The 23313-nt window shown below is 70.0% G+C and carries 20 protein-coding genes; 15 read left to right on the top strand and 5 right to left on the bottom strand.

The window, feature by feature from the left end; all coding sequences use genetic code 11:
- Window positions 1-5 precede the first annotated feature (5 nt).
- The 3 genes from ACZ3HL_RS24955 to ACZ3HL_RS24945 all read left to right on the top strand — a co-directional run bounded on the left by ACZ3HL_RS24955 (window position 6) and on the right by ACZ3HL_RS24945 (window position 3180).
- Window positions 6-965: an AAA family ATPase gene (locus tag ACZ3HL_RS24955; protein ID WP_465534433.1), complete on the top strand. Its 960-nt coding sequence runs from the start codon at window positions 6-8 to the stop codon at window positions 963-965.
- Entirely contained in the window at window positions 965-2251 is a 1287-nt protein-coding gene (locus ACZ3HL_RS24950; protein WP_465534076.1) for a DUF58 domain-containing protein, read from the top strand. Before ACZ3HL_RS24955 ends, ACZ3HL_RS24950 begins: the two co-directional genes overlap by 1 nt.
- 146 nt (window positions 2252-2397) lie before the next feature.
- Window positions 2398-3180, top strand: a complete 783-nt coding sequence (locus tag ACZ3HL_RS24945; RefSeq protein ID WP_465534074.1) for a hypothetical protein — start codon at window positions 2398-2400, stop codon at window positions 3178-3180.
- 70 nt (window positions 3181-3250) lie between these two features.
- Here ACZ3HL_RS24945 and ACZ3HL_RS24940 read toward each other — a convergent pair whose 3' ends face one another.
- Complete coding sequence (locus ACZ3HL_RS24940; protein WP_465534072.1) at window positions 3251-4324, bottom strand: hypothetical protein; 1074 nt, start codon at window positions 4322-4324, stop codon at window positions 3251-3253.
- A gap of 17 nt (window positions 4325-4341) precedes the next feature.
- The gene (locus ACZ3HL_RS24935) at window positions 4342-5349 is read right to left on the bottom strand and encodes a stage II sporulation protein M (RefSeq protein ID WP_465416845.1); all 1008 of its coding nucleotides are present in this window, start codon (window positions 5347-5349) and stop codon (window positions 4342-4344) included.
- Window positions 5350-5410: 61 nt separating this feature from the next.
- On the opposite strand from ACZ3HL_RS24935, the gene ACZ3HL_RS24930 reads away from it, so the two are divergent.
- On the top strand, window positions 5411-6289 hold the full coding sequence (locus ACZ3HL_RS24930; RefSeq protein ID WP_465534070.1) for an RDD family protein: 879 nt from the start codon (window positions 5411-5413) through the stop codon (window positions 6287-6289).
- Window positions 6290-6365: 76 nt separating this feature from the next.
- Here ACZ3HL_RS24930 and ACZ3HL_RS24925 read toward each other — a convergent pair whose 3' ends face one another.
- Window positions 6366-7628, bottom strand: coding sequence for a neutral zinc metallopeptidase (locus ACZ3HL_RS24925; protein ID WP_465534431.1), 1263 nt, complete (start codon window positions 7626-7628; stop codon window positions 6366-6368).
- A 228-nt stretch (window positions 7629-7856) separates the two neighbouring features.
- Between ACZ3HL_RS24925 and ACZ3HL_RS24920 the strand changes: the two genes are divergently transcribed.
- From ACZ3HL_RS24920 to nudC, 5 genes are all read left to right on the top strand, one after another.
- Entirely contained in the window at window positions 7857-9626 is a 1770-nt protein-coding gene (locus tag ACZ3HL_RS24920) for a DUF2207 domain-containing protein (protein WP_465534068.1), read from the top strand.
- A gap of 73 nt (window positions 9627-9699) precedes the next feature.
- Window positions 9700-11289, top strand: coding sequence for a DUF2207 family protein (locus tag ACZ3HL_RS24915; protein WP_465534066.1), 1590 nt, complete (start codon window positions 9700-9702; stop codon window positions 11287-11289).
- 21 nt (window positions 11290-11310) lie between these two features.
- Complete coding sequence (locus ACZ3HL_RS24910; RefSeq protein WP_465416839.1) at window positions 11311-12609, top strand: M16 family metallopeptidase; 1299 nt, start codon at window positions 11311-11313, stop codon at window positions 12607-12609.
- Complete coding sequence (locus ACZ3HL_RS24905; protein WP_465416837.1) at window positions 12606-13982, top strand: M16 family metallopeptidase; 1377 nt, start codon at window positions 12606-12608, stop codon at window positions 13980-13982. The genes ACZ3HL_RS24910 and ACZ3HL_RS24905 overlap by 4 nt, the downstream gene beginning before the upstream one ends.
- Window positions 13982-14995: an NAD(+) diphosphatase gene (gene nudC, locus ACZ3HL_RS24900; RefSeq protein ID WP_465534064.1), complete on the top strand. Its 1014-nt coding sequence runs from the start codon at window positions 13982-13984 to the stop codon at window positions 14993-14995. The genes ACZ3HL_RS24905 and nudC overlap by 1 nt, the downstream gene beginning before the upstream one ends.
- Window positions 14996-15351: 356 nt before the next feature.
- Here nudC and ACZ3HL_RS24895 read toward each other — a convergent pair whose 3' ends face one another.
- Both ACZ3HL_RS24895 and ACZ3HL_RS24890 read right to left on the bottom strand, forming a co-directional pair.
- Entirely contained in the window at window positions 15352-15714 is a 363-nt protein-coding gene (locus tag ACZ3HL_RS24895) for a hypothetical protein (protein ID WP_465534062.1), read from the bottom strand.
- Window positions 15711-16094 (bottom strand): TetR/AcrR family transcriptional regulator, encoded by a 384-nt coding sequence (locus ACZ3HL_RS24890; protein WP_465416831.1) that lies wholly within the window; start codon window positions 16092-16094, stop codon window positions 15711-15713. Before ACZ3HL_RS24890 ends, ACZ3HL_RS24895 begins: the two co-directional genes overlap by 4 nt.
- Before the next feature lie 341 nt (window positions 16095-16435).
- On the opposite strand from ACZ3HL_RS24890, the gene ACZ3HL_RS24885 reads away from it, so the two are divergent.
- Genes ACZ3HL_RS24885 through ACZ3HL_RS24860 form a run of 6 tightly spaced genes read left to right on the top strand, consistent with a single transcriptional unit; the run spans window position 16436 to window position 23214 of the window.
- Complete coding sequence (locus ACZ3HL_RS24885; protein ID WP_465534429.1) at window positions 16436-17686, top strand: ROK family transcriptional regulator; 1251 nt, start codon at window positions 16436-16438, stop codon at window positions 17684-17686.
- Between the two features lie 10 nt (window positions 17687-17696).
- Window positions 17697-19079 carry an extracellular solute-binding protein gene (locus ACZ3HL_RS24880; RefSeq protein ID WP_465416829.1) on the top strand — a complete coding sequence of 461 codons (1383 nt, stop codon included), beginning with the start codon at window positions 17697-17699 and terminating at the stop codon, window positions 19077-19079.
- A gap of 4 nt (window positions 19080-19083) precedes the next feature.
- Complete coding sequence (locus ACZ3HL_RS24875) at window positions 19084-20073, top strand: carbohydrate ABC transporter permease (RefSeq protein WP_465416826.1); 990 nt, start codon at window positions 19084-19086, stop codon at window positions 20071-20073.
- Window positions 20070-20963, top strand: a complete 894-nt coding sequence (locus ACZ3HL_RS24870; RefSeq protein WP_465534060.1) for a carbohydrate ABC transporter permease — start codon at window positions 20070-20072, stop codon at window positions 20961-20963. The genes ACZ3HL_RS24875 and ACZ3HL_RS24870 overlap by 4 nt, the downstream gene beginning before the upstream one ends.
- A complete protein-coding gene (locus tag ACZ3HL_RS24865) occupies window positions 20960-22225 on the top strand; it encodes a 6-phospho-beta-glucosidase (protein WP_465416822.1) in 1266 nt (421 codons plus the stop codon). The genes ACZ3HL_RS24870 and ACZ3HL_RS24865 overlap by 4 nt, the downstream gene beginning before the upstream one ends.
- Window positions 22210-23214 carry an N-acetylglucosamine kinase gene (locus ACZ3HL_RS24860; protein WP_465534059.1) on the top strand — a complete coding sequence of 335 codons (1005 nt, stop codon included), beginning with the start codon at window positions 22210-22212 and terminating at the stop codon, window positions 23212-23214. The genes ACZ3HL_RS24865 and ACZ3HL_RS24860 overlap by 16 nt, the downstream gene beginning before the upstream one ends.
- Window positions 23215-23313: the final 99 nt, after the last annotated feature.

The following is a 23313-nucleotide window of genomic DNA, read 5'->3' as shown; positions in this document are numbered from 1 at the left end:
CCAATATGGACGCCGCGGCCGACGCGCGGGCGGCGCTGATCGCGCTGCGTACCGAGGTCGGAAAAGCCGTGGTGGGCAACGACGCGGCCGTCACCGGGCTCATCATCGCGTTGCTGTGCCGGGGGCACGTGCTGCTCGAAGGCGTCCCCGGGGTGGCGAAGACCCTGCTGGTGCGGGCGCTGGCGGCCGCGCTGGATCTGGAGACGGCCCGGGTGCAGTTCACGCCGGACCTCATGCCGGGCGACATCACCGGTTCGATCGTGTACGACGCGCACAGCGGCGAGTTCTCGTTCCGCGAGGGCCCGGTGTTCACGAACCTGTTGCTGGCCGACGAGATCAACCGCACCCCGCCGAAAACCCAGTCCTCGCTGCTGGAGGCGATGGAGGAGCGTCAGGTCTCCAGCGACGGCAAGACGCGGCCGCTGCCCGACCCGTTCATCGTCATCGCGACGCAGAACCCGGTCGAATACGAGGGCACGTACCCGCTGCCCGAGGCGCAGCTGGACCGGTTCCTGCTGAAGCTGACCATGCCGATGCCGTCCCGTGAGGACGAATTCGGCATCCTTTCCCGGCACGCGCAGGGTTTCGACCCGCGCGACCTGTCGGCGGCGGGGGTCACCCCGGTCGCCGGGATCGCCCAGCTCGACGCCGCGCGGCGCGCGGTCGCCGGGGTCACCGTGCGCCCCGAGGTGCTCGCCTACATCGTCGACGTCTGCCGGGCGACGCGGTCGCTGCCGTCCGTGCGGCTCGGCGTCTCCCCGCGTGGCGCGACCGCGTTGCTCGCCGCGACCCGGGCGTGGGCGTGGCTCGCCGGCCGTGACTACGCCACCCCGGACGACGTCAAAGCCTTGGCACGCCCGGCTTTGCGGCACCGGCTCGATCTGCGGCCCGAGGCCGAACTCGAAGGCGCGACCGCCGACGGCGTGCTGGACCGGGTCCTCGCGTCCGTGCCCGTTCCGCGCTGATGGCCGTCACCGGGCGGCTCGGGCTGCTGGCGCTCCTCGCGGCGCCGGTGGTCGGTTTCCTGCTGCCCTCGTGGGCCGGGATCGGGCTGGCCGCGGCGGTGCTGCTTTTGTTGGTGGTGCTGGATCTCCTGCTCGCCGGGAGCGTGCGGCGGCTGGAATTCGCGCGCTCCGGCGCGACGTCGGTGCGGCTGGGGGAGGCGTGCGAGGTCACGCTCACCGTGGCCAATCCCGGCGGCCGCCCGGTGCGCGCGTGGCTCCGGGACGCCTGGCCGCCCAGCGCCGGCGCGGACGACCGGCACCGGTTGACGTTGCCCCCGGGCGAACGCCGCGTCGTGACCACGCGGCTCCTGCCGACCCGGCGCGGTGACCGGATCGCGGCCAGGGTGACCGTCCGGTCGGCCGGGCCGCTGGGGCTCGCCGCGCGGCAGGGTTCGCACGACGTGCCGTGGACCGTGCGGGTGCTGCCGCCGTTCCACAGCCGCAAGCATCTGCCTTCGCGGCTCGCGCGGCTGCAGCAGCTCGACGGCCGCAACGCGGTGCTGATCCGGGGCCAGGGAACGGAATTCGACTCCCTGCGCGAGTACGTGATCGGCGACGACGTCCGGTCGATCGACTGGCGTGCTTCGGCGCGCGCGTCCGACGTCATGGTGCGGACCTGGCGCCCCGAACGCGACCGGCACGTGGTGCTGGTGCTCGACACCGGCCGCGTTTCGGCGGGCCGGGTCGGGGACGCGCCCCGGCTCGACGCGGCGATGGACGCGGCCCTGCTGCTGGCCGTGCTCGCCGCCCGGGCGGGTGACCGCGTCGACCTCCTCGCTTACGACCGGCAGGTCCGCACCGCGGTCCAGGGATCGACGGAGTTGTTGCCCGCCTTGGTGAACGCCATGGCACCGCTCGAATCGTCGCTGGTCGAGACCGACGCGCGGGGGATGGTCGCGGAGGTGCTGCGGCGGACCCGGCGGCGCGCGCTGGTCGTCCTGCTGACCGGGCTGGACGCGGCACCGCTGGAAGAAGGCCTGTTCCCGGTGCTGTCGAAGCTGACTTCGCGGCACCAGCTGATGATCGCTTCGGTGGCGGACCCGCGGGTCGCCGAGATGGCGGCGGGCCGTGGCGACGCGGAAGCCGTGTACGACGCGGCCGCGGCCGAGCGCGTGCTGGCCGAACGGCGTCAGGTCACCGCGCGGCTGGCGCGGCACGGGGTCGAGGTCGTCGACGCCGTGCCCGAGGAGCTGCCACCGCGGCTGGCGGACCGGTATCTCGCGTTGAAGGCGGCCGGACGGCTCTGACGTCGGGCGGTTCGCGACATGAGCACCCTGGTCCGGCTTGGGGGAGCGGGCGTCGGGCTGAACCCGATGGAGTGGTGCCGGTTGGCGAAGGCGGTCGCGGGCGGTTAGCTCGGGAGAGATCCGGACCGACGGGATAGGGGCCAGGTTTGCGCAGGTTCGTGCTGTTCTTCGCGGTGGTTTCGGTGCTGCTGTCGGGGTCGCCCGCTTTCGCGCAGCCCGCCGGGGCGCCGGTCTACCTCGCCGACGGGGGCGGCACCATCTCCTTGGCCGCGGCCGACGGCAAGCTCGCCCTCGCCGACGCGAAGGACGCCAACGCGCAGTGGGTGTACGACAAGGCCGCGCTTTCGTACAAGCAGGTCGCGAGTGGACAGTGCCTGGCGGCGATCAGCCCGGTCGACGGGGTCGGCGTCAAACTCGTGGCGTGCGACGGCAAGGACCGTCACCAGCAATGGCGCCGCAACGCGGGGCTGCCCGGGCTGGTGCTGCTGGCGAACGTGGCGACCGCCCGCTGCCTGACCGCGGAGGCGCCGGTCGTCGGGGCCCGGCTGTACCAGGAGGTGTGTTCGCTGTCCGGACTCTCCAACACCTGGGCGGCCGGTGGGCGGACGCTCGCGATCCTGTCGGGGAACGGGCAGCGGCTGTCGACGAAGACGCCCGGGCAGCCGTTCGTGGTGCGCGTGGTCGGGGAGAACGGTCAGCCCGCGGCCGACGTGCCGGTGAACTTCTTCGTCCGCGCGGCGCGGCCGAAGAACGTGCTGGTCTTCGAAGGCGGTGCCGAGACGGCGACCGCGAAGACCGGGGCCGACGGCTCGGCGGCGAGCCCGAAGATCGTCCTGACCGAACCGGGCGAATTCGAGATCCGGTTCACGGGCAGCGCGAGCCTGGAGGACGGGAACAGCATCACCTTCGAAGGTAGTTGCAGCTGCTAAGCACGCGCTTCGGCGAAGGCCCCTTCGGCCCAGCTGACGAGCACGCCCCCGACCGTCCGGCAAACCCCAACTACGCCACCAGAGCGAAACTCGAGTAGTACTCGCCTGAGGGATCCCGTGAGCCGCTCCGGTCGGGGCTGACCTCGGCGCCGACCCAGCCTTGGAACGCGCCCGCGTCGTCGATCACCTGAAGGAGCGGCCGCACGTGGCTGTTCCCGAGGTAGCAACCGTTGTAGGACAGGCATTCGCACCAGAACTCGTAACTGTTGCGCCGTCCGCCGAATGCGTCGCTCAGGTAGTAGAACCGCCTGTCGCCGGTGTCGGCGATCTTCTTCGCGCAGGCCTCGTAGCCGGGGCCGGCGGGGCAGCAGGAGGACGGGTCGCATCCGGAGTCGTACTGCACGAATCCGAGACAGGAGCCGTCGTCGCATTCGTTCCACCCCGGGCCGACGCCGAGGGCACCGCTGCCGCCCCGGGTCCAGTTCGTGATCGCGCGGCGATTCACGCCCTGTCCTTCGAGCAGGTACGACCGCTGGGTCGCGCGGACCGAGCTCATCGGTGCCTTGCTGGTCTGCGCGAGGGAGGCGTTGCTGCCGTAGGCGATGCCGCTGGTGATCGAGTAGTTGTCGCTCACGAGTCGCAGGCGGCCGAGACCCGGCCGAGTCTCCGAAACCGCCCACGTCTCTTCGAGGTCGACGGCGGTGGTGGTGCCGTCGACGGTGCTGCTGGTCCAGGTGATGGCCACCTGCCCGGAGGTCTCGGCGTAGGTGCCGGTGAAGTGGCCGTTCGGGGCGCCGGTGAAGCCGGGCGCGGTCTTGATCGGGCAGTTGTTGCGGGGATTGGTACCCGGCGCCCAGTCTCCGCAGTAGTAGACGTCGCCGCTGTCGACCGGGACAGGGAAGCCCGCCTGGCTCCAGGTCCAGAAGTTGTGCGCGACGGTGTTGTCGGCCGGGTTGAACACGAGGTAGCCGAGACGGACGTAGTTGCGGTCGGCGTCGGTCCGGAATCCGCCGACGCTCACCACCCAGTTCTGTTTGCCCGACGGCGCGGATCCGGTCTGCGCCTGGGACGCGCCGACGAGGAGCGTCGAGGCGAGCACGGACAGGACGACGATCGCGAAGACACGTAACCGTTTTCTCCCCATGAAAGGAGCTAACCAGGTCAGCCGGCTTCCGGTCGAGAATCTCCAGCGTATCGCCAGTCGACGTCACCCACTTCGCCCGCTTTCGCGGCGCGACGCCCGACGACGAACACGTACAGTAAGAACGCGACCTCCGCGACCACTCCGATGCCGATACGCGCCCAGGTCGGCAGGCCCGACGGGGTCACGAACCCTTCGATCACGCCGGAGATCAGCAGCACCACGGTCAGCCCCAGCGCCATCACCACGACCGACCGCCCCTGTTCGCCGAGCGCCGCCGTCCGGGAACGGCGTCCCGGGTCGATGACCGTCCAGCCGAGCTTCAGTCCCGTCCCGGCGGCGACGAACACCGCGGTCAGCTCCAGCAGGCCGTGCGGGAGGATCAGGCCGAAGAACACGTCGAGCCGCCCGGCCGAGGACATCAGCGCCGCGCCGATCGCGAGGTTCAGGGAGTTCACCCAGAGCGCGTAGATCACCGGGACTCCCAGCACCACGCCGAGGAACAGGCAGGTCGCGGCCACCCACGCGTTGTTGGTCCAGACGCGCGCGGCGAACGAGCCCGCGGGGTCGGACGAGTAGTACGTCTCGTACTTCCCGCCCGGCGCGGTCAGGTCCTTGAACTCCTCTGGCGAGGCCAGCGACGCGAGCACCTGCGGGTCACCGGCGATCCACACCGCCGCGATCGCCATCACCGCGATCGACGCCGCCGCCGACGCGAGCCACCAGCGACGGCTCAGGTACAGCGCCGCCGGGAACCGCTGGGTGAAGAAGAGGCCGAACTCGCGCCAGGCGGGGCTGTGCGAACCGGTGACGGCCGAGCGCGCCTTCGCGACCAGGCCGGACAGCTGCGCGACGAGCACGGGATCGGGCGCGACCGAGCGGATGATCGACAGATGCGTCGCGACGCGCTGATACAGCGTCACCAGCTCGTCGGCGTCCGGGCCGCTGAGCTTGCCGGCGCGGCCCACGAGGTCGCGCAGCCGGTTCCATTCGGCCTGATGCGCGGCGACGAACACGTCCACGTCCAACTCGGAGCCCTCCCGGCGATCGTCCTTGGTCGCCCAGCCTATTCGTCACTACGCTTGCCCGGTGGAACAAGAGTCCGAACTCGTCACCGGCGAGGCCGTCGTCCTGGACGTCCGCGCGGCGAAACTGGCCAGCCGCGGGCTCGCCATGATGCTCGACGTCGCCCTCCAGCTCATCGCCCTGATCGTCGCGATGCTGGTGCTGAGCCAGGTCGCCGCGTTCGGTGACGAGGCGCTGGCGCTGACCCTCTTCCTGGTGACCGTCGTGCTGATCATGGTCGGCTACCCGGTGATGTTCGAGACACTGAGCCGCGGCCGCACCCTCGGGAAGATGGCGCTCGGCCTGCGCGTGGTCCGCACCGATGGTGGCCCGGTGCGGTTCCGGCACGCGCTGGTCCGCGGGCTCGCCGGGTTCTTCATCGACTTCTGGGCGCTCGGGATGCTCGGCGTCGTGGCGGTGGTCACGTCGCTGCTTTCGCCCAACGGCCGCCGCGTCGGCGACTATCTCGCCGGCACGCTGGTGATCCGGGAACGCATGCCCGCCGCCAGGACGCCGTACGTCGGGATGCCGCCGCAGCTGGCGTACTGGGCCTCGCAGCTCGACCTGACCCGGCTTTCGAACGACCTCGCGCTGGCCGTCCGGCAGTACCTGAGCCGGACGAGCGAGCTTCGCCCCGAAGCGGTCGAGGCGCTCGGGTACGGGCTCGCGCAGCAGGTCGCGGAGGCGATCGGGGCGCCGGTGCCGCCGGGGGTGCCGTCATGGGCGTATCTGTCGGCGGTGCTCGCCGAGCGACGTCGGCGGGACCAGGCGAAGCTGCAACCGGCGGTCCAGTACGGGCAGCCGGTGCCCGCCGCGCCGGGGCATGCCGCTCCGCAGGCGGTCGCCCAGCCGGAACCTCCGTCAGCGCCGGTTCCCGAGAACCCCTTCGCGCCGCCGGGCTGACCTTGCGCCTGGCCAGAAGTCCGTGAAGGCCTCCTTGCCTACCCTCAAGGTAGGGAAGGAGGCCTTCACGGACCGGTCAGGAAACGTCGGCCGGCTTCGCCGCCCAGGTGTTGCACTCGAACATCCGGTTCTTCTGCGCGCCGTGCTGCCACCACGAGACCGCGTGCGCGTCGGAACCGTGGTCGCGAGGGCCGCCGTTGTGGTCGCCGCGGTCCTGGGTCTGCCAGGCGTCGCGGTACATCGCCTGGTCGACCGAGCCGCCGCGGCCCACCGTCGAACCCAGGAACGTCCCGGAAAGACACTGCGCCGAAAGCTCGTTGCGCCGTGACATCTCCAGACCCGCCGCCGAGTCGGTGCCCGCTTCGTACCGTGCGGTCCAATAAGCCTCCGAAATTCCGGAAAGCGCTTGGACGTGGTGCGCGTACTCGTGGGCGAAGACGGCCAGATAGACCCCCGGCCGGCTGCCGTACTGGGAGACCTGAAGGCCTTCGTACGGCATGTAAAGCGTCTCGTTTTGCGAGCAGTAGAACGCCGCCACCGAACCGCCGCTGGCGTCGCCGCAGGGGCTCGACCAGTTCTTGCCGGACGGGTACTTCACGGTCGGGACCCGGAACGGCAGTTTCGTGTAGTTCATGACCTGCTGCCAGACGCTGTCCAGGCACGGCCGCGCGCTCTCGAAGAAGGCCGACGCCGCGTCCGGGTTGTTCGCCCAGCGCGAGAGGTTGCACGGCTGGTTCGGCAAGCCGACCCGGGAATCGAGCCACAGCGGGTTGTCCGCCAGTTTGAGGTGTGGCCGCGGGCCGGACGGCGCGCGGCTGGCCGACGTCCCGCGGGTCGAGCCCGCCGAAGTCTCGCGTGAGGCGGTCGAATCGCGTGAACGGGTGCTCGTCGTCGACGTGTCGCTGGACGTGGTCGTCGTCGTGTGGTCCGAAGTGGAGGTGGAGGTCGTGGGATAGCTCGAGTATCCGACGTCCGCGACGTGACTCGAGCCGCCGTTGGCGATGGTGACCACCATGAGCAGCCCGCCCATCACCGCCATCAAGGCCACGATCGCGACCGCCGCGATCACCCCGCCGTTCGACTTCTTGGCTTGGTAACCCCCGTAGGGCGTGAACGGGGGCTGCGCGAAACGCGGACCGTACGGAAGCTGCGGCGGGCCGACGGCGCCGGGCCGGAACGGGACCGGCGCGCCGATCCGCGGCGGGGGCAGCGGCGCCGCGCCCGGCGGGGGCAGCGGCAGACCACCGCTCGGCGGGCCCGGACGGAACGGCGGCGGCTGCGAAACCGGCGGCCGGGGGCGACCGGGCGGGACGGGGCCCGGCCGGTTCGGCGGCGGCATCGGCGGGCCGCCGCGCGGCGGCAGCGGACGCGCTCCCGGCGGCGGGAGCGGACGGCCGCCCTGTGGCGGACGTGGTGGCGGAGTCGGCCTGCGCCGCGGATCGGGCGCGCCGGGCGGCTGCTGGTTCATCGAGTGGATCCCCCATGTATTCGGCAACGCCGTTCGCCCAGGTGGCGGATTCGGCGTTTCGGCGGTCAGCATAGATCGGCTGCCCTAGAGTGTGTGGCTGTGTTGACGAAATGGGGGGCGGCGGTCGTGGCCGTCGCGGCGAGCACGGCCTTGATGGCCCCGCCGTCGGATACGAACGTTCCCGAGGCGCCCGCGGCGGGCCCTTCGCTGACGAACGCGCCACAGTTGCCGAAGCCGCCGCCGATCGGCGCGCGCGGTCAGCTCGGGCTGCTCCAGCCGCCGATCGGCGCGGCCGCGAACGTCTCGGTGAAGGTGGAACGCGACGGTTCGCTGTCGATCACCGAGCAGGTGACCGTCCCGGGTGGACAGCACCTCGTGCGCCGGATTCCCTTGAAGGTTCCCGCCGGTGAAGAGCAGGATCGCGTGTACGTCGTCCGTGACGTCTCGGTCGAGGGCGCGGGCAAGGCGGAGCCGAACGGCGAACAGCTGGTCGCCACCTTCGACGGCGGATCGTCCACCCTCAAGTACAAAGTGGACGGAGCGGTCGCGGACGTCGCCGGCGCGCAGCAGGTCCGCTGGCAGGTCGCGAGCGGCTGGGACGGCGAGCTGTCCCGGGTTTCCGCTTCGTTCAGTGCGCCGACGCGCGAAATGCCTACAGTGGACTGTTTCGCCGGGCCGCTCGGTTCGGACCGGCAGTGTTCGCTCGCGGAGACCGACCACAGCGGCGTCGTCCGGGTCGAACAGGACAAACTCCCGGCGGGTGACCGGGTCGACATCGCCGTCCAGCTCCCGGCGGGCACGGTGCCCGCGAACGCGCGGTTCGAGCAGATCGCCACGGTCGGCGGCGCGTTCGCCCTCACCACCCTCGCCGGCCTCGGTTTCGGTGCGCTGGCACTGATCCTGGTTCTCGGCGCGCTCGCCGTCTGGCTGCTGCGCCGCCGCGACAAGGGCGCGCTCACCGCGGGCACCGGTCCGGTCGACGTCCTCATGCGCGAAGGCGATCGGGTCTCGTTCGCCTCGCCCGACGGTGTCCTGCCGGGACAGGTCGGCACGGTCGTCGACGAGACGGTCGACGTCGTGGACGTCAGCGGCACGGTGGTCGACCTCGCGGTCCGCAACTACCTGTGGATCGCCGAGGTCCGCGGCGCGGGCACGGTCGACTGGCGGATCGCGCGCCGCAACGCGCCGGACGAGCACCTCGCCGCGTTCGAACGCGAGATCTGCACCGCGATCCTGCCCGAGGGCACCGATTCCGTGCTGCTGTCGGAACTCCGCGGTCGCGGCACCGTCGATCTCCGTGTCGCGGGCGAGGCGATGTACGCCGACGTGGTGCGCCGGGGCTGGTTCTCGCGCCGCCCGGACAGGGGCAAGGGCAAACTCACGTGGGCGGGTATCGGCCTGATCGCGCTCGGCCTCGTGGGCACCGCCGTCCTGACCTTCACCGTCGGGCACGCGCTGCTCGGCGTCGCGACGGTGCTCGCCGGGGTCGCCGCGCTGCTGGGCGCTTCGTGGGTGCCGCCGCGGACCTCGCGCGGCAGGCGTCTGGTCGGCCAGGTGCGCGGGCTGCTCGAGTACCTGCACACCGTCAAGGTCGCCGACATTCCGGTGGGGGACCGGGAAATGGTGTTCTCCCGGTCGCTGCCGTACGCCATCGTGCTCGGCGACGTCGAGCGCTGGCTCCGGACGTTCGAAGGGCTCGACCCGTCGGCGGACGGCTCGGCCGGGCTGTACTGGTTCGGCGGCCTCGAAGGCGACCGGGACCTGCGCCGGTTCGCCGCGCACCTGCCGTCGTTCCTGTCCGCTTTGGACGGTCTGCTCGCCGAATCCGGGCACCTGCGCTCGCTTCGCCCCGAACCGGTCCCCGCCTGACGTGAACACTCGCAATTCGTCCTCTGAATGCGGTAGTTGCACACGCAAGTACCGCATTCAGAGGACTAAATGCGTGCTGTCACTGGTGCTCGCCCTGCTGGTGCTGAGTGCGGCACCGGCGGGGGCGCAAGGCGAACCGCAGCTGCCCGCATTGCCGAACAGCGCGGAGATCTCGCTCAAGGTGGAACGCGACGGCGCGCTCTCGGTCGTCGAGGCGGTGTCCGTGCCGAGCGAGGCGACGATGACCCGCCGGATCCCGCTCCGCACGGCAGCCCCGCACGACCGCGACCGGATCATCGGCATCCGTGACGTCGTCATCGAGGGCGCGGGCAATGCCGAGCTGACCGACGACGAGTTCACCGTCAAGCTCAAGGGCGGCACCTCGATCGTCCGGTACACAGTGGACGGTGCCGTCTCCGAAGCCGACGGCCTGACCCGGGTGAGCTGGCAGCTCGCGGGCGGCTGGGACTCCCGGCTCGAACTCGTGCGGGCGAGCTTCGCCGCGCCGTCCGTCCCGAACGCGGTCACGTGTCACGCCGGGCCCGAGGGGTCTCGCGCGCGCTGCGGTACCGCCCAGATCGCGCATTCCGGGCTGACCAGGTTCAGCCAGCAGAATCTCGCGGCCGGGCAGCGGATGGAGATCTCGGTCGAGCTGCCCGGCGGGACCGTCCCGGCGAACGCGCGCCTGGAGCCGTCGAAGACCTTCGCCGGGGCTTTCGCGCTCACCGCTCCGGTCGGCTGGGCCTGGTTCGGCTTCGCATTCGTGCTGGTCGCGGCCGTCGTGGCGTTGGTCCTGCTGCGGCGGCGGGACGAGCACCCGGGCGGCGCGCTCCCCGTCCGCTTGCTCACCGGCAAGGCGTTCTCGTCACCCGACGGCGTGCTGCCCGGACAGGTCGGAACCGTCCTCACGGGTCGCGCGGACGCCGTCGACCTGGCCGCGACGGTCGTCGACCTCGCCGTCCGGAACTACCTCTGGGTGAGCGAGGAACCCGGCGAACTGACCGGCTGGCGGCTCGTCCGCCGCAACCAGCCGGACGACCAGCTGACCGCCTACGAACGCGCGGTCTTCGACGCGCTCCTGCCCGGCGAACGCGAGTCCGTGCTGCTGTCGGAGATCCAGTCGGCGCGGATCGGGATCGAAACGGTGCGGGACGCGCTGGACGACAGCGTGGTCGAGCGCCGCTGGTACTCGCGGCTGCCCGGCAGGCTGTCCCGCGCCGGCCTGCGGATCTGCTTCTACGGTCTGTTCCTCACCGTCCTGCTGGCCTTGACCGTCGGCTATGCCCAGCTCGGGGTGATCGTCATCGCGGCGGGCGCGGTACTCGCCGTCGCCGCCCGGTGGCTGCCGGTGCGCACCGGCGCGGGTGTCGTGCTGCACCGGCGGCTGCTCGGCGTCCGCGAAGCGCTGCTGGCGACCAAGGCGGCGGCCGTCCCGAAGCTCGATCGCGAGGTGCTGCTTTCCCGGGCGCTGCCGTACGCGCTCGCTCTCGGCGAACAAGAATCCTGGGTCGCCGGATTCGCCGAGCTCAAGGGGCCGCCCAAGATCTACTGGTACGGCAAGGAAGACGGCGATGAGGTCCCGATCGAGCGGGTGAGCGACTTCACGGCCGCGCTAGTGGGAACCTTCGCCGCGACCCGCCAGGGTCGTCGCCTGGAGGCCTGAGTAGCCCGTAGGGTGGTGCGCATGGCCGATCCCGAGCTTGTCCGATTCACCCTCGACAACGGTCTGCGCGTGGTGCTCGCGCCCGACGCGACCGCTCCGGTGGTGGGTGTCAGCGTCCACTACGACGTGGGCTTCCGTTCCGAGCCCGAAGGGCGCACCGGTTTCGCGCACCTCTTCGAGCATTTGATGTTCCAGGGGAGCGAGAGCCTGGAGAAGCTCGCGCATTTCCGGTACGTCCAGTCGAGTGGTGGCAGCTTCAACGGCTCCACCCATCCGGACTACACGGACTACTTCGAGGTCCTCCCCGCCGCGGCTCTCGAGCGCGCCCTGTTCCTCGAAGCGGACAGGATGCGGGCGCCGAAGCTGACGCAGGAGAACCTGGCCAACCAGATCGACGTGGTCAAGGAGGAGATCCGCCTCAACGTGCTGAACCGGCCGTACGGCGGGTTCCCGTGGATCCTGCTCCCGCCGGTGCTGTACTCCACGTTCCCCAACGCGCACAACGGTTACGGCGGTTTCGAGGATCTCGAACAGGCCACCCTGGACGACTGCGCGGCCTTCTTCGACACCTACTACTCGCCCGCGAACGCGGTGCTGACCGTCGCCGGTGACTTCACCGTCGAGGAGGCCCGCGAGCTGATCGAGAAGCACTTCGGCGACGTGCCGCACCGGCCCGCGCCGGAGCGCCCGTCGTTCGCCGAGCCCGCCCCCGAGGGCGAGCTGCGCGGCGAGCACGTGGACCCGCACGCCCCGCTGCCCGCGGTGGGCGTCGGCTACCGCATGCCGGACCCGATCAACGACCTCGACGGCTACCTGGCGAACCTCGTGCTCGCCGGCGTGCTGACCGACGGCGACGGCTCCCGCCTGCAGCAGCGCCTGGTGCACCGTGAGCCGCTGGTCGTCGACATCGGCGCGGGCGCCGGGCTGTTCGGGCCGTTCGAGGCCCGCGACCCGGACACGTTCACCATCACCGCGATCCACCCGCACGAGGTGAGCACCGACCAGGTCCTCACCGCGCTGGACGAGGAGCTGGAGAAGCTGGCGGCCACCCCGCCGGAGGACCACGAACTGAAGAAGGTCACCGCGCGCTGGGCCGCGAGCCTGCACTCCGAGCACGACAAGCTGGTGTCCCGCACGCTGGCCCTCGGCTCGTTCGAGCTGCTGTACGGCGACGCGTCGCTGGTGTACCGGCTGGCCGAGAAGATGTCGGCGGTCACCGCGGAAGCCGTTTCGGCGGCGGCGAAGGCACTGCGGCCGGACTCGCGCGCCGTCCTCGTCATCCGCCCCGGCAGTTCCGATCAGGAAGGTTCCGAGCAGTGAGCGCACCGCACCGCACCGCCGAGGAGATCGGCCGCACGGCCACCGGGCCGCGTCCGGTCCCTTCGCTGGGGACACAGCGCGCCGCCGCCGATCTGTCCCATGTGGACACCACGCTGAGCAACGGGCTGCGGGTGCTCGCCGTCCGCAAGCCCACCGTGCCGCTGGTCGAGCTGCGCGTCTGGATCCCGTTCGCCGGTGAGGACAAGCTGCACCCGGCCACCGCCGAGGTGCTGGCCGAAACCCTGCTGACCGGCACCGCCCGCCGCGACCGCATCGAGATCGACGCGGACCTGGCGTTGATCGGCGGCGACCTCGCGTCCGGCGTCGACCCGGAGCGCCTGATCATCACCGGTACCTCGCTGGCCGACGGCCTGCCGACGATGCTCGACGTCCTCGCCGACGCGCTCACCGGCGCGTCGTACGCGGACGCCGAGGTCGAGCGGGAACGCGAGCGGCTCATCGAGCGGATCGCCGTCTCCCGCACGCAGCCGAGGACGATCGCCCGTGAGGCGCTGCAGAAGCACCGCTACGGCGATCACCCCGCGGTGCGCGAGGTCCCGCAGGCCGAAGACGTGGCGGTCGTGACGCCGGACCAGGTCCGCGCGCTGCACCGGGCTTCGGTGCTGCCGCGGGGATCCGTGCTGGTGATCGTCGGCGACATCGACCCCGAGACCGTCATCGGCGACCTGGAGAAGGCGTTCGGCGGCTGGGCTTCGGACCGCTCCGCCGTCCGCCTGCCCGTGCTGCCCGACCTCGCCGGCGGCAACGTCCTGCTGGTGCCGCGGGCCGGTGCCGTGCAGTCGCAGATCCGGCTGTCCGCGCAGGCCGTGTCGCGTACCGACCCGCGGTACCCGGCGCTGCAGCTGGCGAACCTCGTGTACGGCGGGTACTTCTCGTCGCGGCTGGTCGAGAACATCCGCGAGGACAAGGGTTACACCTACAGCGCGCACTCCGGATTCGAGTTCACCGACCAGACCGCCGTGGTGAACGTCGACGCGGACACCGCGACCGACGCGACCGCGGCCGCGCTCATGGAGACGCGGTACGAGCTGGCCAGGCTCGGTCTCGTGCCGCCCACCGCCGACGAGGTCGAGTCGGTGCGGCAGTACGCGATCGGTTCGCTGGTCACGGCGGCGTCGTCGCAAGGCGGCCTGGCCGCGCAGCTGTCCGCGCTCGCCGCGACGGGGCTGGGCGTCGAATGGCTCGCCGGACATCCGGAGCGCCTCGCCGCCGTCACCGCCGAAGACGTGGCGAACGCGGCGCTGGAGTTCTTCGCGCCCAAGCGGTTCACCGGCGTCGTCGTCGGCGACGCCGAGGTCCTCGCGCCGAAGCTGACGGCGCTGGGCGACGTGACCGTCGGGGAGCCCTCCTGATGGAGACGCCGTTCGGGTTGGGCGCGCTCCCGACGCTTTCGCGCTCCACGGCGGACCGTCAGGAATCCTTGCGCACCAACCCGGACAGGCTCGCCGAACGCTGGCCGAACGCCCGCGTGGTGCTGCTCGACGAGCACGCGCGCACCCCGGTGGTGGAGGGCTCCGGCACCCTCGCGACCCGCAAGTCGCAGGATTTCGGCGCCGAGCCGCCCGCCGACGCGGTGTTCCTGGGGGAATGGCAGGGCACCGACTACTGGTCGATGCCCGGCCGCCCCGCCGGGGAGACCGAGACCGTCGAAATGGCGGGCAGCTGGGGCGTCGTGGAACAGGTCGCCCGGCACGATGGTGAGATCTGGGTCGACCTGCGCGGCTACGGCGATCTGCTCGACGACACGTCGGCCGGGCTGTTCACCACCGCGCAGGCGCTGCAGGCGTGGCGGCGGCAGGCGAAGTTCTGCACGCGCTGCGGCAGCCCGACCGAGCTGATCCAGCTGGGCTGGGCCAGCAAGTGCACCGGCTGCGGCCGCGAGGAGTACCCGCGCACCGACCCGGCGGTGATCTGCCTCGTGCACGACGACGCCGGCGTCGACGGCGAGCACGTCCTGCTGGCGCGGCAGCCGATCTGGCCGCCGGACCGGTACTCGATCCTCGCCGGTTTCGTCGAGGCGGGGGAGTCGCTCGAAGGTTGTGTCGAGCGGGAGATCCGCGAAGAGGTCGGCGTCGAGGTGCGCGATGTGCGTTACCTCGGCAGCCAGCCGTGGCCGTTCCCGCGGTCGATCATGCTCGGCTTCACCGCGCGAGCCGACATCTCCGCTCCGCTCGTACCGGCGGAGGGCGAGATCGAAGAGGCGTTCTGGGTTTCGCGCTCCGAGGTGCGGGCCGCCTTCGCGAACAGTCAGCTGCGGAACGCCGGCGCCGTGCCGACGCCGATCGCCGGCGGCACCAGGCAGCTGGTGCTGCCGGGGAACTCGTCGATCGCGCGCGTGATGCTGGCGGCCTGGGCCGGCGTCTGATACCGGGCCCGAAGGCGTAACTCGCGTGCTTGAACGCGTAACTCACGTGCTTGAACGAGTTCCGTCTCCAAGCACGCGAGTTACGCCTTTGATCACGGGGAAACATGAAGAACACCTTGCGGCGGTTCGCCGTCGCCGAAGGGCCGCGCGGGAGGCCTCGAACCTCCTGAGCGGCGCTCAGTGTCCCCAATGTGGCATTGGGGACGCTGAGTGTCTCCAATGCCACATTGGGGGCATCGGATGCTGCGACGAGGATCGGTTTCCCTTGTGGGCAGGATAGGGCCGACAACGTGAAGGCCTCCGCCGCGTTCGCCCCACCCGCACCAGCAGTCACCAGGGCTATGCGTGAAGGCCGCTCACGCGAGCGCGATCGCGTTGTTGACGGCGGTGACGGTCCCGGCGGGATCGTCGACCGTGAGCACGAGCCGGTTGAAGTCTTCGGCCTCGTCGAGGGTGATGACGACTGTGCGGTCGAAGCCGGAGACGTTCCAGAACTGCCGGTCACCGTCGGCGTGAAAGGTGCCGCTGAGCTTCCCGGGGATCCGCAGACCCGGCCCGCGCCACCCCTTCGGCTCGTCGCGCATTCCCGGGTCGTGTGTCGCGCCGCGTACGTGGGCGAGCGGGAATTCGAGCCGCCGGGTGAATGACCAGATCTTGTCGATCCCCACCGGTTCGACCACCAGGCGGTCTCCGGTGATGGTGACGCGGTTGTTGCTCATGTCGTTCCTCCGTTGTCGATATGCGGCAATCCGGCGCGGGCCAGCAGCCGTCTTCCCAGCTCGTCCGGGGTGGTCCCGAGGTCCTGGATGACGGCCTGGACCCGGGCGCGCAACCGCTCGTCCTCGGGCGCGAGTTCGAGCAGGGCGATCAGCAGGACGTCGAGCCGTCCGGCGCTGTCGTGCCGGTCGGCGGCGACGTGCTCCAGCACCCGGGCGAACAACCCGTGCTTGCTGCCGAACGCGCCGTACAGGCTCCCCCGGTGGACACCCGTCGCCTCGACGAGGTGATCGACCGAGGTCGCGTGGTATCCGCGCTGCCGGAAGACCGCCGCCGCGGCTTCGATCGCTGTCTTCTCGTCGAACTGGCGTGGTCGGGCCATGAGTTTGAGAATAGTCATTCAAGAATGACCGGTCAAGAACTCCGATGGCCGTCTCTCGTGCTTGGACGGACGACACGCGGCTGATGTTCGAGTCGTCCATCCAGTCACGCGTGTCGTCCGCCGGATCACGCGTGTCGTCCAATCGGTCGCACGGGTGATCGTGAGCGGACACCCTCCGCGCCGGTACGTATACCCACTGTGCGGAACACGCCAAGCGTTACCTCCCCGTTTCCCGGCCCCGTTGACGGCTGTGGCTCGGCTCACTACAGTCCCCGGAAACCGTCTGTAAAGTTTCCTAACGAAGTCGGGAGCGAGCCCAAGTGCGAGCCGGTAGTCCGCGAATGCTGCGCGAGATCAACGATCGCGCGGCCATCGAGGTCCTCCTCAGGGACGGCCCTCTGACGCGCTCCGAGCTCGAAGTCGCCATCGGCCTGTCCAAACCCGCGACGGCACAGCTCCTCACTCGCCTCGAGCAGGACGACGTCGTCACCAAGGCGGGCGTCCGCGGCGGGGGCCGCGGCCCGAGGGCGCAGCTCTGGCAGGTCAACGGCGGCGTCGCCTACGTCGCGGCCGTGGACCTGACGCCGCAGCGGGCCGACTTCGTGGTCGCCGACGTCACGGGCGCGGTGCTCGCCGAGTACCAGGTCCCGCTGCCGGTCCACGAGGGCGCGGACGTCGTCGGCACCTTCGGCGCGGCGCTCACCCACGTCGCCGCCGAAGCCGGGCTCGCCATCACCGATCTCCGCCACGTCGTCATCGGTGCGCAAGGCGCCTTCGATCCCCGCACCGGCTTGCTCTCCTCGGCACCCCACATCCCCGGCTGGCTCGGGTTCGACGTGCCGCGCAGGCTCAGCCAAGAGCTCGGCGTCGAGGTCACCATCGAGAACGACGTCAACCTCGTCGCGATCGTGGAGATGACGGTCGGCCAGGCCGTCGGCCTCGACGACTTCGTGATGATCTGGCTCAGCGACGGCGTCGGCGGCGCGGTGGTGGTCGGCCGCAGGCTGCTGCGCGGCGCGACCGGCGGTGGCGGCGAGATCGACTGGATGCGCGTGCCCGATCCGGTTTCCGTTGCCACGCCGAAGGAAAAGCCGCGCGCGGGAGATCGTTTCGGCGATCTCGTCGCCTCGCCGGCCGTCGTCGAGCTGGCCGCCGCGCACGGCATCGAGGCCGAAACCGGCGCGGACGCCGTCGCCAAGGCGCGCGAAAGCCACAACGAAGCCTTCCTCGACGACCTCGCCCGCCGTGTCGCGGGCGGCGCGGCGGGCCTGATCGCGGTCGTCGACCCCGAACTCGTGCTCCTTTCCGGTGACACCAGCCGGGCAGGCGGCGACGAATTCGCCGCGCTGGTCGCGAAAAGGCTGCACGAACTGGTCCTGCCCCGCACCCCCGTCGGGGTCGCTTCGGTGCAGGGCAACGCGGTCCGCGCGGGTGCGCTCCAATCGGCGCTCGCCACCGTCCGCAGGGACATCTTCGGCGTCAACACCCCTTCGCTCCTCGGGCCGAGACGGTCCGGGGCGGGAGAGCCCAATCCGATCGTGGCGATCCCGGATTCACGAACAGAACCACCGTCTCCCGCCCCAACCAACTAGGAGGAGGGTCATGAGTTCCACGACCCAGGTTCGGAGAAGCGGCCGCCGTTGGCGCGGCTCGATAGTGCTCGGCGCGGTCACCGTCGCCGCACTGGTGTCCGCTTGCTCGGGCGCCGCAAGCGGCCCGAACGGCGGGGCGGGCGACGCGGCGGCCGCCCCCGCCGCGGACGCGAAGCTCACGCTGACCGTCTACAGCAAGTTCACCGACCGCGAGTACAACGTGGTCACCGCCGGGCTCAACAAGCTCAAGGCGAAGTTCCCGAACATCGAGATCAAGCACGAAGGCCAGCAGGACGACGACAAGATCACCCAGTCCATCCGCGGTGGCAACCCGCCGGACGTGGCGATCTCGTTCTTCACCGACAACCTCGGCGCGTGGTGCTCGACGGGCAGCTTCCAGGATCTCAAGCCCTACATCGACCGCGACAAGATCGACCTGACGCAGATCCCCGACGCGGTGCGCAGCTACACCGAGTTCCAGGGCAAACGCTGCGCCATGCCGTTGCTCGCCGACGTCTACGGCTTCTACTACAACAAGGACATGTTCGCGGCGAAGGGCGTCACGTCGCCGCCGAAGACGACCTCGGAACTGTTCGAGGCCACCAAGAAGCTGACCGAGTTCAACGCGGACGGCTCCATCAAGGTCGCCGGTTTCCTGCCGTCGATGCCGTTCTACGCCAACATGGCGCAGTACTGGGCCCCGAACTTCGGCGCCACCTACCTCGGCCCGGACGGCCAGTCGCACCTCGCCGACAGCCCCGAGTGGAAGGCGATGTTCGACTTCCAGAAGCAGCTGGTGGACTTCTACGGCGGCCACGCCAAGGTCGAGCAGTTCAAGGCCGGTCTCGGCGAGGAGTACTCGGCGGACCACGGTTTCCAGCGCGGCAAGCTCGCGATGATGATCGACGGCGAGTACCGCACCGCGTTCATCAAGGACCAGGTGCCGGAGCTCAAGTTCGGCACCGCGGCCCCGCCGGTGCTCGACAGCAAGCCCGACCGCTACGGCGGCGCGTTCACCACGGGCACGATCATCGCGATCCCCAAGGGTGCGAAGAACCCCGGCGCGGCTTGGGAACTGATCAAGCAGGTCACCCTCGACACGTCGACGCTGGTCGAGCTGTCGAACGGCCTGAAGAACGTCCCGAGCACCAAGGCCGCGCTGACCGACCCGAAGCTCGAGGTCACGCCGGAGTTCAAGACGTTCCTCGACCTGTACAACGGCGGCAAGCTGATGCCGAACCCGTCGACGCCGATCGGCGACGCGCACCTCAAGGCGGTCAACGACTTCGCCGAGAAGTGGCAGGCGGGCAACGTCCCGGACATGGTCGCTGGTCTGAAGCAGGTCGACGCTCAGATCAACGACGAGCTGGCCCAGAAGCGCGCCGGCGGCTGATCGCATGACTTCGACCCTGGATTCCAGGGCGGTCGCCTCCCCTTCCGCGTCCACCCGGACGCGGAAGGGGAACGCGGCGCGCCGCCGTCGCACCGTCTTCTACTTCATCGCCCCGGCGATGCTGGGTTTCCTGATCTTCTTCGGCTACCCGCTGATCGCCACGGTGTACTACTCGTTCACCCGGTACGACCTGATCAACGCGCCGGAGTTCATCGGCTTCGACAACTACGTCCGGATGTTCACCAGCGAGCCGCTGGTCGGCACCGCCGCGTACAACACGTTGTGGCTGGTGATCGTCCTGACCGTGTGCCGGGTGGTGTTCGCGCTCGGCGTGGCCTCGGTCATCTCCCGGCTGAAATCGGGCGTCGGCCTGGTCCGGACGTTGTGCTACCTGCCTTCGCTGGCCCCGCCCGCCGCGGCGACCCTGGCCTTCGTGTTCCTGTTCAACCCGGAATACGGCCCGGTCAACGCGTTCCTGGACTTCGTCGGCATCGACGGCGGGCTGTGGTTCAACGACCCGGCGATGTCGAAGCCGGCGCTGACCCTGCTGGTGATGTGGGGTTCGGGCGAGCTGATGATCATCATCCTGGCGGCGCTGCTCGACGTGCCGCAGGAGCAGTACGAAGCCGCTCAGCTCGACGGCGCCGGGCCGGTCCGCCGGTTCTGGCATGTCACGCTCCCGTCGATCTCGCCGGTGCTGCTGTTCGGCATCGTCAACTCGATCATCTTCGCGTTGCAGTTCTTCACGCAGGCGATCGTCGCGGGATCGGCCGCGGCGGGCGCGGCCGACGTCGCGGGCAACACGAAGTTCATCGGCGCACCACAGAACTCGACGCTGACCTATCCGGTCTGGCTGTACGTCCAGGGTTTCCGGTACTTCAACATGGGCTACGCGGCGGCGATGGCGGTCCTGCTGTTCGTCGTCTCGGCGGGCTTCACGTGGATTCTCGTGCGGCAGCTTCGTAAGTCCCAGCATCAGGAGGAGGGCGGATGACGACACTCGCAGAACCTCGACACGCCGCCCCGGCATCCGAACCGCCGAAGGTGCGGATGCGGCGCCAATGGGACAAGAAGCTCTACTGGATCGCGACGCACAGCGTGGGCATCGCGATGGGCGTGATCTTCATGATGCCCATCCTGTTCGTGTTCCTCACCGCGGTGATGTCCAGCGACCAGGCGCTTTCGTCGAACTTCTGGCCGAAGGAATGGCATTTCGAGAACTTCGTCGAGGTGTTCGAAAAGGCGCCGCTGTTGCAGTACTTCGGCAACAGCATGCTGTATTCGACGCTGGCCACCGTCGGGGCGCTCGTCTCGGCGATCCCGGCCGCGTACGCGCTTTCGAAGCTGAAGTTCCGCGGGCAGAACCTGTTCTTCATGCTGACCGTCGCCGCGATGATGCTGCCTCCGCAGGTCACCGTCGTGCCGTTGTACGACCTGTGGGTGCGGCTCGGGTTCACCGGGACGCTGATCCCGTTGATCGCGCCGTACTTCTTCTTCGACGCTTTCTCGATCTTCCTGCTGCGGCAGTTCTTCCTCACCATTCCGAAGGACTACCTGGAAGCGGCGAAGATCGACGGCTGCACCGAGTTCAAGGCGATGGTCAAGGTCCTGATCCCGATGGCGAAGCCGGGGATCGCGGCCACCGCGATGTTCTGTTTCCTGTTCACCTGGAACGACTATTTCGGTCCGCTGCTCTACACGGGTGAGACCAGGGACAGCTGGCCGCTGTCGCTGGCGATCGCGTCGTTCCGCGGTATGCACCACGTGGAATGGAACCTCACCATGGCGGCCACCGCGCTGATCATGCTGCCGGTGATCGTGTTGTTCGTGTTCGCGCAGAAGTCCTTCGTCAAGGGCATCACATTCACAGGGGTCAAGGGATGAAACTGGCAGTCGTCGGTGGTGGGTCCACGTACACGCCCGAGCTGATCGACGGGATCGCCGGACGGCGGTCCACTTTGGACGTCGACGAGATCGTGCTGATCGATCCCGACGCGTACCGGGTGGAGGCGGTCGGGGACTTCAGCAATCGTTTGCTGGGCCACGCCGGGCATCCGGCGCGGGTCCGCACCACGTCGAGTCTCGAAGAGGGTGTCGACGGGGCGTCGGCGGTGCTGATCCAGCTGCGGGTCGGCGGACAGCGCGCGCGGCGCGGGGACGAGACGTTCCCGCACGCCTGTGGCTGTGTCGGGCAGGAGACCACGGGCGCGGGCGGCCTGGCGAAGGCGTTGCGCACCGTTCCGGTGGTGCTCGACATCGCCGACCGGGTGCGGAAGATCGCCGGTGACGACACGTGGATCGTCAACTTCACCAACCCCGTCGGCATCGTCACCCGGGCGCTGCTGAACGAGGGGCACCGCGCCGTCGGGCTGTGCAACGTCGCGATCCACCTCCAGCGCACGTTCGCGCATCTGCTCGGGGCCGGCGTCGACGACGTCAAACTCGTCCACACCGGGCTGAACCACCTGAGCTGGGAGCGAAAGGTGCTCGTCGACGGCGAGGACCGGCTGCCGGAACTGCTGGCGGAGCACGCGGAATTCCTCGGCGAGCACGTCACCGCGCCGGTCGAGTGGATGCGGCGGATGAACGTCGTGCCGTCGTACTACCTGAAGTACTACTACGGGCACGACGAGCAGGTCACGAAGCAGCGCACCGAGCGGCCGCGCGCGGACGTCGTCAGCGACGTCGAGGAGGAACTGCTGAAGGTCTACCTCGACCCGGAGGTGGTGACCAAACCGGAGCAGCTGGAGAAGCGGGGCGGTGCCTACTATTCCGAGGCCGCGGTGCAGCTCGTTCACGCGCTCACCTCGGGTGGGCCGGCGGAGGAGCACGTCGTCAACGTCCGCAACGAAGGCACCTTCGACTTCCTGCCGGACGACGCCGTCATCGAGGTTCCGTCCCTTGTGGACGGTGCTGGGCCGCGTCCGATCCCGCAGCCGCCGGTGGAGCAGCGGTTCGCCGGGCTGATCGCCGGTGTGACCGCGTACGAGCACCTCGCGCTGGAGGCGGCGATCAAAGGCGGCCGCGATCGGGTCGCCGACGCGTTGCTCGCGCATCCGCTGGTCGGCCAGTACACCAAGGCCGATCAGCTCGCCGACTCGCTGGTGCGGATCAATCGCGAGTTCCTCCCGTGGGCGGGGGCATGACGGCCGGCTCGTCCGACGTCGTCGTCGCGATCGACGGCGGCAACAGCAAGACCGACGTCCTGATCGTCTCCCGCGACGGACGGGTGCTCGGACAGTCGCGAGGGCCGGGCGCGTCCCCGCAGAACATCGGGGTCGACGGCAGCGTGCAGGCGCTGGAGAAGCTGGTCCTGGAAGCCCTTCGCGGGGCAGGGCTTCCCGCCGACCGTCCGTTCGCGACACATACGTCGGCCTATCTCGCGGGGCTGGATTTCCCGCAGGAGGAAGCGATCCTGCACGCCGCGCTGGCCGCGCGCGGCTGGAGCGACACGCTGATCGTCGGCAACGACACGCTCGCGTTGCTGCGTGCGGGCAGCTCCGACGGGACCGGGGTGGCGGTGGTCTGCGGCGCCGGGATCAACGGCGCAGGCGTCAGCGCCGACGGCCGTGAGCACCGGTTTCCCGCGCTGGGCAAGATCTCCGGCGACTGGGGCGGCGGCTACCGCCTGGGCGAGGAAGCACTGTGGTGGGCCGTCCGAGCCGAGGACGGCCGGGGCCCCGGCACGGCCCTGCAAGCCGCCGTCACCGCGCACTTCAAGGCGTCTTCGGTGCTGGAAGTGGTGCAGCGCCTGCACTTCGAGGAGTTGCACTCCGACGCGATCCACGGCCTGTGCCCGCTGCTGTTCGCCGTCGCGGCGGGCGGCGACGAGGTGGCGCAGGACGTGGTCGACCGGTTCGTCGAAGAGGTCGCCTTGCTGGTCTCGGTCATCCTGCGGCGGCTGGAACTCACCGAGGAGGCGCCGGAGGTCATCCTCGGCGGGGGAGTGCTGACCGGCGTCGGCGCGCAGGTGATCGCGGAGATCGAGCGGCGGTGCCTGAAGGTGGCGCCGCAGGCTTCGATCCAGGTGGTCGACGTGGCCCCGGTGGTCGGCGCGGCGTTGTTCGCGCTGGACACGATCGGCGCTTCGGCTGCCTCGAAGGCCTCTCTGAAGGCCGCCACCAAGCGGGTCTGAATGTCCGTGAAGACATCCCTGGGTTTTGTGTGTCAAGCGGTGGTGGTGTGGTGGGCCCAGGCGGTGTTTTCGTTGTAGTGGGTGTGGGTTTTGAGGCAT

Source organism: Amycolatopsis sp. NPDC000009 (assembly GCF_055563465.1).
This window is presented reverse-complemented; position numbering and strand designations above follow the sequence as displayed.

Coding starts and splice junctions, on each gene's coding strand:
- ACZ3HL_RS24955 (WP_465534433.1), top strand. CDS start 6: ATGGACGCCGCGGCCGACGCGCGGGCGGCGCTGATCGCGCTGCGTACC.
- ACZ3HL_RS24950 (WP_465534076.1), top strand. CDS start 965: ATGGCCGTCACCGGGCGGCTCGGGCTGCTGGCGCTCCTCGCGGCGCCG.
- ACZ3HL_RS24940 (WP_465534072.1), bottom strand. CDS start 4,324: ATGGGGAGAAAACGGTTACGTGTCTTCGCGATCGTCGTCCTGTCCGTG.
- ACZ3HL_RS24925 (WP_465534431.1), bottom strand. CDS start 7,628: ATGCCGCCGCCGAACCGGCCGGGCCCCGTCCCGCCCGGTCGCCCCCGG.
- ACZ3HL_RS24910 (WP_465416839.1), top strand. CDS start 11,311: ATGGCCGATCCCGAGCTTGTCCGATTCACCCTCGACAACGGTCTGCGC.
- nudC (WP_465534064.1), top strand. CDS start 13,982: ATGGAGACGCCGTTCGGGTTGGGCGCGCTCCCGACGCTTTCGCGCTCC.
- ACZ3HL_RS24895 (WP_465534062.1), bottom strand. CDS start 15,714: ATGAGCAACAACCGCGTCACCATCACCGGAGACCGCCTGGTGGTCGAA.
- ACZ3HL_RS24890 (WP_465416831.1), bottom strand. CDS start 16,094: ATGGCCCGACCACGCCAGTTCGACGAGAAGACAGCGATCGAAGCCGCG.
- ACZ3HL_RS24885 (WP_465534429.1), top strand. CDS start 16,436: ATGCTGCGCGAGATCAACGATCGCGCGGCCATCGAGGTCCTCCTCAGG.
- ACZ3HL_RS24880 (WP_465416829.1), top strand. CDS start 17,697: ATGAGTTCCACGACCCAGGTTCGGAGAAGCGGCCGCCGTTGGCGCGGC.
- ACZ3HL_RS24875 (WP_465416826.1), top strand. CDS start 19,084: ATGACTTCGACCCTGGATTCCAGGGCGGTCGCCTCCCCTTCCGCGTCC.
- ACZ3HL_RS24870 (WP_465534060.1), top strand. CDS start 20,070: ATGACGACACTCGCAGAACCTCGACACGCCGCCCCGGCATCCGAACCG.
- ACZ3HL_RS24865 (WP_465416822.1), top strand. CDS start 20,960: ATGAAACTGGCAGTCGTCGGTGGTGGGTCCACGTACACGCCCGAGCTG.